The sequence below is a fragment of the Rhizobium sp. Leaf453 genome (assembly GCF_001425605.1).
Classification (GTDB): Bacteria; Pseudomonadota; Alphaproteobacteria; order Rhizobiales; family Rhizobiaceae; genus Pararhizobium.
This window is the reverse complement of sequence record NZ_LMRG01000023.1, coordinates 671608-687514: the sequence shown is the minus strand read 5'-3', so window position 1 is coordinate 687514 and position 15907 is coordinate 671608. Positions and strand designations below refer to the sequence as shown.

The 15907-nt window shown below is 59.7% G+C and carries 11 protein-coding genes; 6 read left to right on the top strand and 5 right to left on the bottom strand.

Annotated elements, in window-relative coordinates; translation table 11 throughout:
* Window positions 1-53: 53 nt before the first annotated feature.
* The gene (gene sufB, locus ASG68_RS21340) at window positions 54-1523 is read right to left on the bottom strand and encodes a Fe-S cluster assembly protein SufB (RefSeq protein ID WP_062580811.1); all 1470 of its coding nucleotides are present in this window, start codon (window positions 1521-1523) and stop codon (window positions 54-56) included.
* Window positions 1524-1669: 146 nt separating this feature from the next.
* Window positions 1670-2836 (bottom strand): cysteine desulfurase family protein, encoded by a 1167-nt coding sequence (locus ASG68_RS21335; RefSeq protein ID WP_062602578.1) that lies wholly within the window; start codon window positions 2834-2836, stop codon window positions 1670-1672.
* Between the two features lie 222 nt (window positions 2837-3058).
* Between ASG68_RS21335 and ASG68_RS21330 the strand changes: the two genes are divergently transcribed.
* A complete protein-coding gene (locus ASG68_RS21330; RefSeq protein WP_062580955.1) occupies window positions 3059-3736 on the top strand; it encodes an alpha/beta hydrolase in 678 nt (225 codons plus the stop codon).
* A gap of 70 nt (window positions 3737-3806) precedes the next feature.
* On the opposite strand, the gene ASG68_RS21325 is transcribed toward ASG68_RS21330, so the two are convergent.
* Both ASG68_RS21325 and ASG68_RS21320 read right to left on the bottom strand, forming a co-directional pair.
* Window positions 3807-5000, bottom strand: coding sequence for a sensor domain-containing diguanylate cyclase (locus ASG68_RS21325; protein ID WP_062580807.1), 1194 nt, complete (start codon window positions 4998-5000; stop codon window positions 3807-3809).
* A 153-nt stretch (window positions 5001-5153) separates the two neighbouring features.
* On the bottom strand, window positions 5154-6281 hold the full coding sequence (locus ASG68_RS21320; RefSeq protein WP_062580805.1) for an anhydro-N-acetylmuramic acid kinase: 1128 nt from the start codon (window positions 6279-6281) through the stop codon (window positions 5154-5156).
* Window positions 6282-6395: 114 nt separating this feature from the next.
* Here ASG68_RS21320 and tyrS point away from each other — a divergent pair, with 114 nt between their 5' ends.
* Entirely contained in the window at window positions 6396-7649 is a 1254-nt protein-coding gene (tyrS, locus tag ASG68_RS21315) for a tyrosine--tRNA ligase (RefSeq protein WP_062580803.1), read from the top strand.
* Between the two features lie 53 nt (window positions 7650-7702).
* Here tyrS and ASG68_RS21310 read toward each other — a convergent pair whose 3' ends face one another.
* The gene (locus tag ASG68_RS21310) at window positions 7703-11095 is read right to left on the bottom strand and encodes a DUF3971 domain-containing protein (RefSeq protein ID WP_062580801.1); all 3393 of its coding nucleotides are present in this window, start codon (window positions 11093-11095) and stop codon (window positions 7703-7705) included.
* A gap of 365 nt (window positions 11096-11460) precedes the next feature.
* Between ASG68_RS21310 and ASG68_RS21305 the strand changes: the two genes are divergently transcribed.
* The 4 genes from ASG68_RS21305 (at window position 11461) to ASG68_RS21290 (ending at window position 15905) form a co-directional block, all read left to right on the top strand.
* Complete coding sequence (locus ASG68_RS21305) at window positions 11461-11949, top strand: peroxiredoxin (protein ID WP_062580799.1); 489 nt, start codon at window positions 11461-11463, stop codon at window positions 11947-11949.
* Window positions 11946-12773, top strand: a complete 828-nt coding sequence (locus ASG68_RS21300) for a ferritin-like domain-containing protein (protein WP_062580798.1) — start codon at window positions 11946-11948, stop codon at window positions 12771-12773. The genes ASG68_RS21305 and ASG68_RS21300 overlap by 4 nt, the downstream gene beginning before the upstream one ends.
* Window positions 12774-12853: 80 nt before the next feature.
* On the top strand, window positions 12854-14152 hold the full coding sequence (locus ASG68_RS21295) for a peptidoglycan DD-metalloendopeptidase family protein (protein WP_062580796.1): 1299 nt from the start codon (window positions 12854-12856) through the stop codon (window positions 14150-14152).
* A 214-nt stretch (window positions 14153-14366) separates the two neighbouring features.
* Window positions 14367-15905, top strand: a complete 1539-nt coding sequence (locus ASG68_RS21290) for a DEAD/DEAH box helicase (protein WP_062580793.1) — start codon at window positions 14367-14369, stop codon at window positions 15903-15905.
* Window positions 15906-15907 lie beyond the last annotated feature (2 nt).

The window sequence follows — 15907 nt, the reverse complement described above, 5'->3', positions numbered from 1 at the left end:
AAATTTTCCGAAGAGATAAAAAGCAAACAAGCAGACAGCAATGATCGCGGTCTTCATCCAACAGAGCCTTCCAGCGAAATCCCGATCAGCTTCTGTGCTTCGACCGCGAATTCCATCGGCAGTTCCTGGATGACTTCCTTGACGAAGCCGTTGACGATCAAGGCGATCGCGGCTTCTTCCGGAATGCCGCGCTGCAGGCAATAGAACAGCTGGTCCTCGGAAATCTTCGAGGTCGTCGCCTCGTGCTCGAACTGCGCCGTCGAGTTCTTCGCCTCGATGTAGGGCACGGTGTGCGCGCCGCACTTGTCGCCGATCAGAAGCGAGTCGCACTGCGTGAAGTTACGAGCATTCGCAGCCTTGCGGTGGGTCGAGACCTGGCCGCGATAGGTGTTCTGGGAAACGCCGGCAGCGATGCCCTTGGAGACGATGCGGCTCGACGTGTTCTTGCCGAGATGGATCATCTTCGTCCCCGAATCGATCTGCTGGTGACCGTTTGAAACGGCGATCGAATAGAACTCCCCGCGCGAATTGTCGCCACGCAGGATGCACGACGGATATTTCCAGGTGATCGCCGAACCGGTTTCAACCTGCGTCCACGAAATCTTCGAATTCCTGCCGCGGCAATCGCCACGCTTGGTGACGAAGTTGTAGATGCCGCCCTTGCCGTCCTTGTCGCCCGGATACCAGTTCTGGACGGTCGAATACTTGATTTCGGCATCATCGAGCGCAACCAGTTCGACGACGGCGGCATGCAACTGGTTTTCGTCGCGCTGCGGCGCCGTGCAGCCCTCCAGATAGGAAACGTAAGCGCCGTCTTCCGCGATGATCAGCGTGCGTTCGAACTGGCCGGTGCCCTTTTCGTTGATACGGAAATAGGTCGACAATTCCATCGGGCAACGAACGCCCTTCGGGATGAAGACGAAGGAGCCGTCGGTGAAAACAGCGGAATTCAGCGTCGCATAATAGTTGTCGGTCGTCGGAACGACGGAGCCGAGATATTTCTTCACGAGATCGGGATGCTCGCGGATGGCTTCCGAGATCGACATGAAGATCACGCCGGCCTTCTTCAGTTCTTCCTTGAACGTTGTCACGACCGATACGGAGTCGAAGACGGCATCGACCGCGATACGCGGTGTCTTCACGCCGGCCAGAATTTCCTGTTCGCGCAGCGGAATGCCGAGTTTCTCATAGACCTTCAGCAGTTCCGGATCGACTTCATCGAGCGAGGTTGGGCCAGGCGTGCTCTTCGGCGCGGCGTAGAAGGAAATCTCGTTGAAATCGATCTTCGGATAGTTGACGCGCGCCCAGGTCGGCTCTTCCAGCGTCAGCCATCGCTGATACGCTTCCAGACGCCATTCGAGCATCCAGTCGGGTTCGTTCTTCTTTGCCGAAATGAAGCGGATGATCTCCTCGGACAGGCCCTTCGGCGCCTTGTCCATTTCGATCTGTGTTTCAAATCCGTATTTGTACTGGTCCACATCGATCAGGGCGACCTGATCGATTGTTTCCTGCACGGCAGCCATGTCGTTCTCCAATCTCGCCGGGTACAAGGTCCGGCAGCTTGTCAGCACGATACTATGTTCGTTGTATCGCCTATGTAGTGGGCTTAAGAGGCATTTTCACCCCGTTTGCCAAGCGGAAAATCCAAAATTCCGCAATTTTATTCCCTTCACGCCGCAGCGCCAGAAAACCTCCGTCGTGCCGCGATCTTTGCGAAAACCTCCGCGCAGCGATCGATCTCCGCATCCGTTGTTGATGGGCCGATGGAAATCCGCAACGCGCCGTGGCGCGGATCGTGCCCCATGGCCGACAGGACATAGCTCTGGCCAACCTTGCCGGACGAGCACGCCGAACCTGCCGAGAGAGCAACGCCCTCCAGGTCGAAAGCGATCTGCCCTGTTTCCGACTTGAGGTCCGGCAGCGTAAAGAAGCAGGTATTGCCGATCCGCGCGCCATCTCGCCCGTGGATGATGACGTCGGGCGAAGCCGCCAGCATAGCAGCCTCCAAACGGTCACGCAGGCTCGAAATCGCAACCATGCGGTTTTCGAGATCGTGCAGGGCAAACCGAGCAGCCACGCCGAAACCGGCGATGGCGGCAGGGTTTTCCGTACCGGACCGATGTCCCTTTTCCTGCCCGCCGCCCCGGATGAGCGCCGCCGGCATCATGATTTCGCCGCGCGACACCAGCGCGCCTATACCTTTCGGGCCGCCGATCTTGTGAGAGGAGATGATCAGAAAATCCGCGCCGAGTTCCTCGATCCGCAACGGCAGTCGTCCGGCAGCCTGAACGGCGTCGACGACAAAGACGCCGCCTACAGCCTTCACCAATGCGGAAACTTCCGCAACCGGCTGGATGATGCCGGTCTCGTTGTTGGCGAGCATCACGGCCACCATCGGCAGGCCCGTGTTGCGGTTGTGCGATCCGAGTGCGCGTTCCAGCGCTGCAAGATCGACCGTCCCGGCTGGCGTTACGGCGATCTCCGAGACCGCGTCCTTGGCGAAACGGCCACCTTCGCGGACGGCGGGATGCTCAACCGCAGAAATGTAGAGATGACCGATCGTCAATGGCGTCTTGCCCATGCGGAAATCTGGGGTCAGCACCCAGTTGGCCGCTTCCGTGGCACCGCTGGTGAAGGTGACATTGGCCGACTGTGCGCCGCAAAGGGCAGCGACATCTCGCCGTGCATTTTCGATCAATGTGCGTATCTTGCGGCCTTCGCCATGGACAGATGACGGATTACCGGCCATGTCGAGCGCGGACAGGCAGGCTTCCCGCGCGGCCGACAGCAGGGGCGCGGTGGCATTCCAGTCCATGTAGATGCGCTGTTGCGTCATGGTCCCTTGCCAAAGCATGACCTGTTGCCAAGTTAAGGCATGCGGCCGATGCATTTTCCTTGAAATTTTCGCTTCGCTTGCCGTAAGAGACGACACTCGCCACGGAAATCCGTGTCTAAGTTTTGAATGGTTCTAAACTGGGTTCTAGAAAAGCTGAGTGCGGTCGTCAAGACTGCTTTGGTCCTGAACCGGTTTTTGGTGCCAGAATATGCCGGAGAGACAATGCCCGAAATCATCTTCAACGGACCGGCCGGTCGCCTCGAAGGCCGGTACCAGCCGTCCAAGCAGAAGAACGCCCCGATCGCCATCGTTTTGCATCCGCATCCGCAGTTCGGCGGCACGATGAACAACCAGATCGTCTATCAGTTGTTCTACATGTTCCAGAAGCGCGGCTTTACCACGCTCCGGTTCAATTTCCGCTCGATCGGCCGCAGCCAGGGCGAATTCGATCACGGCGCGGGCGAACTCTCCGATGCGGCTTCGGCGCTCGACTGGGTACAGAGCATGCATCCGGATTCGAAGAGCTGCTGGGTTGCCGGTTATTCCTTCGGCTCGTGGATCGGCATGCAGCTTCTCATGCGCAGGCCGGAAATCGAGGGCTTCATGTCGATCGCGCCGCAGCCGAACACCTACGACTTCTCGTTCCTGGCGCCTTGCCCTTCCTCGGGTCTGATCATCAACGGTGATCTCGACAAGGTAGCGCCGGAAAAGGACGTCAACAATCTCGTCGACAAGCTGAAGGCCCAGAAGGGCATCCTGATAACTCACAAAACCGTGCCGGGTGCCAATCACTTCTTCAACGGCCAGATCGATGCGCTGATGGCCGAATGCGAGGATTATCTTGATCGGCGCCTCAACGGCGAACTGACGCCGGAACCGGCAGCCAAGCGTATCCGCTGAAGTATCGACCAAGACGACACGAAAAAGGCCGGAGCGATCCGGCCTTTTTCGTGCGTGATATCATGCAACCTCAGGCGCGAGCCTGCCACTCTTCAAAACTGACAGCTGCCGAATGTCGGGCACGGTTGACACGGTTGCGTCCGCCCTTCTTCGCGTCGTAAAGCGCCCCGTCGGCGCGATTGATAGCGTCGGAGATCGGAACCGTTGTCGAGGCCAGCGCACAGACGCCGAAACTTGCCGTCAGGCGACGATCCTCCGGCAGCCCTGGGAAGGCAAGCGACGAGAAAGTGGTGCGCAAGCCCTGGGCAAACAGATAGCCCGTTGTTTCCCCGGTGGACGGCAGGAACACAGCGAATTCTTCCCCCCCGAACCGGGCACAGATCGCCTCCGGCGGCGCCTGGTCCTTCAGCATGCGACCCAGCGCCAGGATCACCTGGTCGCCGGCAGCGTGGCCGTATGTATCATTGACGTTCTTGAAGTGATCGAGATCGCACAGAACCACGCAATGCGGATAAGCAGCGATCGGGCGGGCCAATATCTGGTTGACGCGATCGTTGAAGCCGCGCCGATTGAACAGCCCGGACAGCGGGTCAATTTCAGAGTTTGCCTTCGCGTCATCCATGATCTCGACGACGATCACGGCAAGCAGTGTCAAACCTGTGGACACAACGAGCACGGCGCCAAGGCTCTGCGAGACCAGCGCATATGTGCTGGAAAGATAGGTTTCCGCCGTTCTGCCCCCGACGAAGATGATGGCAAAATAGACCTTGCTGGCGAAATGCGCCGCAGTGAGCAGAAACAGTGCCATGAGCGTCATGTCAGCCGTTTCGCGGCGCCCGGACTGATAGATTGCAACGGCCGACATCAGTTCGGCGACGACAAAGGGAAACTGGTAACCCAGCGAATGATAAAGCGTGCCGCGCGGCAGATCGTAGATCAGTAGATTGAGGGTCAGCGACGCTCCGAGCACCGCGGTCATGGTCACGACGCTCGATGGCACCGAGTAAAGGCGTCCGATCCCCACACGGATCATCAACAGCGCGCCGAGCAGGGACGAAAAGGCGCCGAAGCTGGCGAGCCGGTCAAAATCCGCATAACGGATTGCCACTTCAAAAATGGCACACAATGACGCGACGGCGAAGGCTCCGGCAAACCAGCGCCCGGCCGCAGGAATGCGGCTGCGCCTGGCGATCACCAGGAAAAAGACGCAAAAAAGCTGCGCGATCAGAAAATTGACTGTCAGAAGAAAAAGCGCGCCGTTCATCTATACGTCCGTTTCGGACGTGCCCTTCGCGCGCCCTCATCCCTGCGGTCCCGGTACCAAGCTCGTCGCAGATGTACGGAGCCTCGCAGATTCGCCACCAATAGTATCGGTCCGGGACAAAAGAAACGTTAACCGCGAGGGATTGGCGTTGCTTTACGGACTGTTGAAAACGCCACCGGTGACGGGCTGGCGGACCCCCGTGGTCGCAGGGAACGTCAGCGGCAAGCCAGCCAATGCGCGCACCGCCAGATAGGCCCAGGCTTCGGCCTCCATGGCGTCACCATCGAGGCCGGCCTGCTCGGCCGTCAGCACGACAGCGTCGTCAGGACGAACCTGCCCGACGAGGTCCTCCATGATGATCCGGTTGAGCCGCCCGCCGCCACAGACGATATAGGTTCCGGGTCGAGCGGGGAGATGATGGGATGACTTGAAGATCGCAGCCGCCGTGACATAGGCGAGCGTGCGTGCACCGTCTTCGAGGCTCGCTTCCCCCCCCCGGGGGGGCGCAAAGTCATTGCGGTCGAGCGAGCGGCGCTTGGCGGCATTGAAGAAGGGATTGGCGAGGTAGCGCTCGGCAAGCCCGGACAGGACCCGCCCCTCGCTGGCAATGGTGCCGCCCTGATCGTAGGGAATGCCCGCATGTTCTTCCACCCATTGATCGATCAGCGTATTGCCCGGGCCGCTGTCATACGCGACGATCGCGCCGTCTGTGCCGACAAAAGTCAAGTTGGAAATGCCGCCGATGTTGACGAAGACGACCGGTCGGGCGCCGCGAGTTTCCGCCGGCAATCCGGCCGCGAGCGCCGCGTGATAGGCCGGGATGAGCGGCGCGCCCTGCCCGCCGAACACCATGTCGTTTGCACGCATGTCATGGATCACGGCAATTCCGGTCTCGCGCGCCAGCAGGGCGCCGTCCCCAAGCTGCACGGTCAGCGCCTCATCCGGACGGTGCAGAACCGTTTGCCCGTGGAAGCCGATTACGTCAACATATTGCGGTTGAATATTGTTTTTACTGAGGAAAATCCGAATTGCGTCTGCGTGACGTAAGGTCAGCTCCTGCTCGACAGCTGCCAGATTACCGGGGCGCTCCTCACGCGCCTTGATGGATCTCGCCGCTTCCAAAGCCTGTTTCAGACGCCCACGGAACGCGGCTTCATACCCAATACCGAGCGACGGGCCACGCTCGACCCGCTCACAGCCATCCGTGCGAAGCAGTGCGACGTCGATGCCGTCCATGCTCGTGCCGCTCATCAGCCCGATCGCCGTCTTCATCTCCGCCATGGCCGAATCCCACAAACATTCCAGTGCACTTTTCGAGAAACAGTGCTAAACGCCGCGCAATTATCCAGCAAGTGTCCATTCCGTTCGAAAACAGCCCACCGAAAGAGACAGGTCATGTCCGAGTTCAAGTCCGATTTCCTTCACACTCTCCAGGAACGTGGTTTCATCCACCAAACGTCCGACGATGCCGGTCTGGACGCCCTGTTCAACAAGGAGACCGTGACGGCCTATATCGGCTATGATCCCACGGCTTCGAGCCTGCATGTTGGCCATCTCACCCAGATCATGCTGTTGCACTGGCTGCAGGCAACCGGTCACCGACCGATTTCGCTGATGGGCGGTGGCACCGGCATGGTCGGCGATCCCTCCTTCAAAGACGAAGCGCGCAAGCTGATGACGGTCGACATGATCGAGGAGAATATTGCGTCACTGAAACATGTCTTCGCCAATTATCTGAACTACGACAACGGTGCAGCCAGCGCGCTGATGATCAACAATGCCGAGTGGCTGCGTCCGCTCAACTATCTCGAGTTCCTGCGCGATGTCGGCCGTCATTTCTCGGTCAACCGGATGCTGGCCTTCGACAGCGTCAAGACGAGGCTCGACCGCGAGCACTCACTGTCCTTCCTCGAATTCAACTACATGATCCTGCAGGCATACGATTTCGTCGAACTGGCGAAGCGTTACGATTGCCGCCTGCAGATGGGCGGCTCCGACCAGTGGGGCAATATCATCAACGGCATCGATCTCGGCCACCGGATGGGAACGCCGCAGCTTTATGCGCTGACCTCGCCGCTGCTCACCACATCGTCCGGCGCCAAGATGGGCAAATCCGCGTCCGGCGCCGTCTGGCTCAATGCCGACGTGTTGTCCGTTTATGACTTCTGGCAATACTGGCGCAACACCGAGGATGCCGATGTCGGCCGGTTCCTGAAACTGTTCACGACCCTGCCCATGACTGAAATCAACCGCCTGTCGGCCATTGGTGGCGCGGAACTGAACGACGTCAAAAAGATCCTCGCGACGGAAGTCACGGCTATCCTGCATGGCCGTGCGGCCGCCGAAGAAGCAGCGGAAACTGCCCGCAAGACCTTCGAGGAAGGGGCGACCTCGGCGAACCTTCCTTCGATCGAGGTTCCGGCGGGCGAGCTCGAGGCCGGGATCGGCATCCTGTCTCTCTTCGTGCGCGCGGGCCTCGCAGAGTCCAACGGCAAGGTTCGGCAGTTTCTGAAGGACGGCGCGGTTCGCGTCAACGACATGGCGAGCAACGACGATCGCCAGATCATCGGCGCCGGCGACATCACCGCCGACGGCGTCATCAAGCTGTCGCTCGGCAAGAAAAAGCATATTCTCGTACGCCCGGCCTGAACTGGCGACCTATTCCCGAGACGTTTGAAACCGGCGGCGCCCCCGCCGGTTTTTTATTGGAATTCGAAGATGCTACGGAAGACGCCCGGTGCGATGATCGATAGCGGGTTGATCGTCAGGTTCGGCTTGGAGAACGGACCTTCCAGCTTGAAGGTAATGCCGAGCAGCCCGCGATCCCGGCCGTTGCCGAGTAGGACGCCGATGATCGGCAATTCCCCAAATAGACGATTGAGACCATAGGCAGGCATGAACGTGCCGGTCATGTCCATGTTGCCGTTCTTGTCGCGGACGGTCCCCTGGAAGGTCGCACCGACATCGACGCCCCGTACGACGCCGCCGTCGACGGCGACAATGCCGTTGTCGAGTTGCAGGTTGGCAAAACCGCGCTCGAAGCGGGCCGAGCTGACATTGATATCCTTCTTGACCGCCTGGTTGAGGCTGCGGCCGTCGGCTCCCGTCGGCGTCGACACGATGGATTTCAGTCTTTCCTCATCGATCAGGGAAAACTTGCGGATATCGACATTGCCGCGCCAGGAGCCGGCACCGCGGTCTCGCAGTTTCAGATTGAGAAGTCCGCCCCGCATGTTGCTGTAGAGATTGGCGAATCGCGCCAGAGAGCCGGCATCTCCGCTGGTCAGGTTCAACGTATTGTCGGCACCGTTCGCCTCAAGCTTGGCGACAACCGCCTGGCCGCTGTCGGTAACCGCCGACAGGTTGAGCATGTCCATGTCCCTACCCCGACCGGCATAACTCAAGCTGAAATTCGACAATGCTTCACTGTGAAATCCTGAAACCTTGTCGAGATTCGCTTCCAGCGTGATCTGCTTTCCATCCGAACCGTCCTGACTGCTGGAATTGCGCAGACTATCCAGCACCGGTCGGACATCTGCTGTGCTGCCGACAACGTTGACGGCAAAACCGGTCTTCCGCCGATTGATCCGCACCGCATAATTGTCGCCTTTCGCCAGTTGCACCGATGTGAACTGCCCCGAACTCAGGCCGGATTTATCGACAAGCAGCTTGCCCCTGGCGCCGAAATTGTCGCCATCGAGTTCAAGATCGTCGATCTCGGTAACGCCCTCGTTGGTAAGGACGGAGAACGTCGCCTTGGCATCGATGCCGGCGCCCTTCGACCAACCGATCCACGGCAGCGAAATCGTTGCATCCTCAAGATCCGCCGTGATCGCCTGCCTGTTCTCATCATCGACCGATATATCCAGCGAAACCGGGCCGCCGATGATGCCGGATAGGCCCGGGGCCAATTTGGTCAATGCGGCCTCCTGCAGCGTCCCGGATATCCTGCGTTGCCGCTTGGCAGGACTCTTAGCACCGACAGGCTCGGTCAATTCCACATCCATTGGCGTGCCATCGATCTGGGCCTTCGCCTCGAGGACCGCCTGTTGCGGATCTATCCTGAGCGTTCCCCTGATATCGGACAGCATGCGACCGCTCATCGGCTTGTTGAGCGAAACACCGTTCAACAGCATTTCAGCCTGCCATTGTGGAGGCGGCGGCTTCTGGGCCGTCACGAGCCCGAAACGCGCGCCCACCTGGGCGGTCAGGTCGCCGGAAAAGTCCTCGACCTTGAAAGGTGTTTTCTGCAGGGCAAGAAGGGGCCGGTAGCTGACGAGTTCCGCGATCGCGTCGGCCTTGCCGGCGACATCCAGCTTCATCTCGGCGATCAAGGGCTTCTGATAGGTATTCGGGATGACAAAATCGCCGCCGTTCAGGCTGACGGAACGACCGGATGGAAAATAGGCCGTTCCTCGGCTGATCGCCACATCCAGGCGCTCACCCTTCAGTGTGAAATCTCCCGAGGCATCCCGCAGGGGCGGAATGTCGCCTGCCAAGTTGACGCGCGCATCGTCGATGTGGAACCGGACATTCAATTCCTCGGCGTTCAGGTCGATCGGCCCAACCGTGCGGGTGACCCGTCCCATCGGCAGGAAGACTTCGATGCGACCGTCCGTGACTGTGCCACCATAGATATTGTTGATCACCCACCGCCGCGCGGTCTTGCCGACCCACCAGGGCCACAATTGCTTGACAGCCGCCGACTGGAGCCTGGGCGCCAGCAGTGCGAAGCTGACCTGTGGGGATGTATCACCAAAGGTCATGGCCAGCGAACCCGCCGCGTTGCCGAGAGCACTGGCGACCGTCAGTTCGTTGAAAACCAATTGGTGATTTTCTGACAGGAAACGGCCACTGGCCTTCGCGTCGAAGGTCAACGGCGTCTCGGTCACATCCGTGGGCGATGAACTCGCCGACTGGACGAGGAGGTCGAGCGAGAACCCCTTGGCGCCTGCGGCCTCCGCGGCATCCAGATCCGCGACCGCCCCTGTAAACGGGAAGGTCGAACGCCCGACCCGCACCATCGACGGCATGATCTCGATTCGGTCGCGGGTAAAGTCATAGGTAACGTTGAGTTCCGAGGGCAGCAACTGAGAGGTAAATCCGCCGGCATCGAACGTTCCGCCGCTCGATCGGCCATTAAGCCGCAACGTTGGCACGATGCCTTCGCCGGCACGTGTCGCCCTGATGCTCAGATCGGCATTGCTCCTGATCCCGAAGGCAAGTTCCGTCCCCGCCTGTGGGCGGTAGAGCAAGGCGGACAATGGCAATCCCATTGCCGCGCCGTCGATCTCGCTGACGCGACCGTTCTCCCTGTCCGTGCGCAGATGCAGTTCGGCGCTTTCCCCATCGATGTTGAACAGGCCATCGATCTGCATGGAACCGTCAGTTCCCCGCTTGAAATCGAGCGATTCGACGACGACCGGGACGACGCGCTTGCGGGGCCCGGCGAAGGACAGCTTGAGATCGGCAAGGCGCACAATCTCCGTGTTGGAGCGATCGATCAGTTTCGATATCGCATCCATCTGCTTGAAGATCGTCTCGAGTCCGTCCTCGACATGGCTGACGCGGATAGCCGTCAGATCGAGGGGCTTTCCCTGCGGCAGCAGGGCCGCATCCAGCATCGCGCCCTCGGCCTCGATACGCGAGACCGAAATGCGGCCGCTCAACAATGCCAGCGGATTGAGTTCGATGAAAACCGAATTGGTCGTCACGAGACGCTTGTCGGACGCATTTTCGACGAGCGTCACATCCTGCGCCTTGAGAGCCAGCGCGCCATTGCCCGTGAGCCGGAGGACCGTGCTGCCGACCTCAGCGTGATAGCCCGCACCGATTGCCGAATTCAGCGCTGTTTTGGCCCGCGCATTGAGCGGCCTGTCGAGGACACCGCTCTCGATCATCGTCAGAACAACGGCACCGACCAGAAAGAACAGAGCGCTGATGATAATCGCCGCGCTGAAGATCAGGCGCACCATGCCGCGTTGCACAGGCGCATGCACGATACACGGATCGTGCGCCTGCGCCGATGGCAGAGAATGCAGAGCGACAATGTCTTGCTTGCGAAACGAAACCTTTTCGCCGCGGATTTCACTCATCAGTTCAGGTATTCTCCGGAAATCTTGAAGGCAATCATGCGATCCGTATCCAATCTGCGCGCTATCGAAGCTCCCGTTTCCGAGACTTCAACCCAACGCATGCACGCTGCATGCGGCATGCATGGCTCACTTCGTTCGAGTTTCCGTTCCCTGTATGCCATTGTTGCGACACGTCGCCGCCTAGCTTTTTCGTTCGTCCACAGTAGTTAAAGACCAACGGCAGGGCAAACGATGTCTGTCCTGTAGCCCACTCGACAGGGCCGTTGTACCGTTTTGAGGTTACGCGGCGCTGGACGCGGGCCGTTCCGGCGCATAAGGCTCCGGCGGCACGGCCGCAGCGTTTGCCGCAGAAAAAAGGATTATCCATGGCAAGAATGACAGAAGGTGCGATTGCACCGGATTTTACCCTTCCGCGCGACGGCGGCGGCACTGTCTCCCTGTCGGAGTTGCGGGGAAAGGCAGTGGTTCTGTTTTTTTATCCGAAGGATGACACAAGCAGTTGTACAACCGAATCGATCGCCTTTACCGGGCTAAAGGATGAATTCGCATCCGTTGGAACCGTCATTATCGGGCTCTCGCCCGATTCGGTGAAAAAGCACGACAAGTTCGCCAGGAAATACGATCTTTCCGTCATTCTCGCCGCCGACGAGGAAAAGAGCGTCGTCAACGCCTACGGCGTCTGGGTGGAAAAGAGCCTGTATGGTCGCAAATATATGGGTGTCGAGCGTACCACGTTGTTGATCGATCGCGATGGCGTCATTCGCAGGATTTGGGAAAAGGTGAAGGTCTCCGGCCATGCCGAAGAGGTGCTGGCAGCTGCCAAAGACCTTGCCACGGCAGATATGGAACAATGACGGAACTGCCATCCATCCGCAGCCTGCGCGACGGCGCCGCCCAAGCCATCAATGCTGCCGACCTCGACCTGAAGACGTTGCTCGCACAGGAAACGGCCCGGCGATGGAACGAGCGCCGGCTGTCCTTGCGCACACCGCTCGACACGATGCCTCCGGATCGGCCGGGGCGCCCTGAAAAGCCGGAACTGATCGCACCGCAAAAGGTACCGCGGCGGGCGCTTACCAGTCTCAGGGGGCGAATCGCCCTGCTCCATGCCATCGCCCATATCGAACTGAACGCGGTCGATCTCGCGCTTGATATCGTTGCACGCTTTGCTTCCGAGCCCGTTCCGAACTCCTTCTTCGACGGCTGGATGCGGGTTGCCTTCGAGGAGGCAAAGCATTTTCGAATGGTGCGTGACCGCCTGCGGGCATTGGGCGCTGATTACGGCGACCTGCCTGCGCATGATGGTCTATGGCAGGCAGCGCACGATACACGCAACGACCTCACCGCCCGGTTGGCTGTGGTTCCCCTGATTCTCGAAGCGCGGGGCCTCGACGTCACGCCGGCGCTGCAGACGAAGATGCGCGAGACCGGCGACCACGAGAGCGCGGCCGTTCTCGACGTCATCTACGAAGACGAAAAGGGCCATGTCGCGGTTGGCGCGAAATGGTTCCGGTTCCTCTGCGCGCGCCAGAAAAAGGACCCCACGGCAGCCTTTCAAGCGCTCGTTCGGGCCAATTTTCGAGGGCCGCTCAAAGCGCCTTTCAACGATATCGCCAGAGCCGAAGCTGGCCTCACGCCCTCTTTCTACCGGTCGATGACCGCCTCGGCAAATATTTGATCTCAAGGCTTTGTTAACCTTAACAGTGTCTAATCACTCCATCAAAAAACGTGTTTTTCCGCACGCTGTGGGGTGGGTTGATGTCTACGGAAAACCGGGTCTTCGGCAAGCGCGCACAAAAGCACATCATCATTCTCGCCAGCGGCGACAAGGTCCGGCATATGACCTTACGGCCCTGGATGGCCGCATTGTCGGTTTGCTTCGTTTCCGTTTTCTCCATTGGTTACCTGGCTGCGACCTCCTACCTCGTTCTGCGCGATGACCTGATCGGCGGCACCATGGCGCGCCAGGCGCGCATGCAACACGAATATGAAGACCGGATCGCCGCGTTGCGCGCCCAAGTTGACCGCGTCACCAGCCGCCAGTTGCTCGACCAGCAGGTCGTAGAAGATAAGGTCGAAAAACTCCTGCAGCAGCAGATGGCTCTGACCTCGCGACATGGCAAGCTCGACACACTGCTCGACAGAGCCGAGGAATCAGGTGTTTCCGCAAAGGAAACGCCATCGGTCATTACCCCTCAGGCGCTCGAAAAGCGCGCCGACGCCAGTGGAGGCATTAAGGCAATCGAACGCCTGATGGGCATGGGCGACAAAAAGGCACCGGACGTTGCGTTGGCCTACGCACCGACAGGCGGCCGGGAGACCCTGTCTGACAGGGCTGACCGGATGTTTTCCAAGGTCACCCTGTCGCTGAAGGATATCGAGCAGCAGCAGAAAAGTCGCATCGAGGGACTGACCGCTGGCGCGGCGGAAGCGACCGACGCCATCGTTGGCATTCTCGCGCGAACGGGTGTCGATCTTCCAGCTGAAGCGCTTGCGCCACAAATTGGCGAGACGACGGACGTCGCGGCCGTCGGCGGCCCATTCGTTGAACCCGAAACTGCAGGGGCATTCGACAATTCATTGGTAGCTCTCGATTCCGCACTGGCGCGGCTGGAGCAGGTGCGCAGCCAGGCGAAAAAACTGCCGTTCAACAACCCCTCCCCGCAAAGCGATATTACCAGCCGGTTCGGAAACAGGCTGGACCCTTTCCTCGGTCGTCTCGCCTTGCATGCTGGTATCGATTTTCGCGCTTCCGTCGGAACACGGGTCGTCGCGACCGCACCGGGAACTGTGATCGCCGCCGGCAAGAACGGCGGTTATGGCAACATGGTCGAAATCGACCATGGCAACGGTATCACCACCCGTTACGCGCACCTGTCCACGATCCTGGTCAATGTCGGCGACAAGATCTCTTCGGGCGAAGCGATCGGCCGCTCCGGCAGCACCGGCCGCTCGACCGGCCCGCATCTTCACTACGAAGTCCGCCTCAACGGCGAAGCCGTCGATCCCATGCGGTTTCTCACTGCCGGCATCAAGCTCAGCCACTACATCAACTGACGTTACGGCAGTTCAGCTATTGCATGGCAACGATCCGCAGTTCGATTTCGTGCTATGTTGTTGTCGGGCGAAGGTTTATTGACTCTCTCCACCGTCAAACCACCGGTTTTCTTGACTTTGTCATACTATGGGACTAAGAGCCCCAGCAACGGCAATTTATGCATGCGCCGATTGACCAGAGTTCGACAGAACCGGAACGGAAACAGATTTCCAATTGACCACTTTTTCAGACCTTGGCCTGAGCCAAAAAGTTCTTACCGCAGTGACAGATGCGGGCTACAGCATCCCGACACCGATCCAGGCAGGCGCCATTCCGCCAGCTCTGCAGCGGCGTGATATCCTTGGCATCGCCCAGACGGGAACCGGCAAGACCGCGTCCTTCGTGCTGCCGATGCTGACGCTTCTGGAAAAGGGCCGCGCCCGCGCCCGCATGCCGCGCACGCTCATTCTCGAGCCGACGCGCGAACTGGCCGCCCAGGTTGCAGAGAACTTCGAAAAGTACGGCAAGAATCACAAGCTGAACGTTGCGCTGCTGATCGGTGGCGTGTCCTTCGATGAACAGGACCGCAAGCTTGAACGCGGTGCGGATGTGCTGATCTGCACGCCGGGCCGTCTGCTCGACCACTGCGAGCGCGGCAAGCTGCTGATGACCGGCGTTGAAATCCTGGTCATCGACGAAGCCGACCGCATGCTCGACATGGGCTTCATCCCCGATATCGAGCGCATTGCCAAGCTGATCCCGTTCACGCGCCAGACGCTGTTCTTCTCGGCCACCATGCCGCCCGAAATCCAGAAGCTGGCCGATCGCTTCCTGCAGAACCCGGAGCGCGTGGAAGTGTCTGCCCGTTCTTCGACGGCAACGACCGTGACGCAGCGCCTCGTAGCCACCCATTCGAAAGACTACGAGAAGCGCGCCATCCTGCGCGATCTGATCAACGCGCAGGAAGATCTGAAGAACGCCATCATCTTCTGCAATCGCAAGCTCGATGTCGCCGATCTGTTCCGCTCACTGAGCCGGCACGGCTTCTCGGTCGGCGCGCTGCATGGCGACATGGACCAGAGCTCGCGCACGAAGATGCTGGCGAGTTTCAAGGATGGCCAGATCAAGCTGCTTGTCGCGTCCGACGTCGCGGCCCGCGGCCTTGATATTCCCGATGTCAGCCACGTTTTCAATTTCGACGTGCCGATTCATGCCGAAGACTATGTCCACCGCATTGGTCGTACCGGCCGCGCGGGACGCTCGGGTGCCGCCTTCACGCTGGTGTCCAAGCGCGATACGAAGTTTTACGATGCAATCGAAAAACTGATCGACAAGAAGATCGAATGGCTGAACGGCGACCTCTCCGCCCTGCCCGCCCCGATGGAAAGCCACGACAGCGGCAAGTCCGAGCGCGGCGGCCGTGACGGCAAGCGCGGCGGACGCCGCAATGACAAGGATCGTGATCGCGCTCCCCGCCCGTCAACGGATCAGGCCGTGGCCGGTCACAAATCGGACACCAAATCAGACGATATTCCTGCAGCCCCCGAACCAGTCGTAGCAAAGGCAGAACCTGTGAGACCAGAACGCAAGGCAGACACGAAACCGCAGAATGCCGGCCGTAACAGCAATCGCCCTGCTCCTCAGCCGTATCCTGCCAACGACGACAACCGCGATCGCCGCAATCGCTACCGCCGCGACCAGGACGACGGCCCGACGCCGATCGGCTTTGGCGACGACATTCCGGCCTTCATGCTGATCGCCGGCAAGGCCTGATA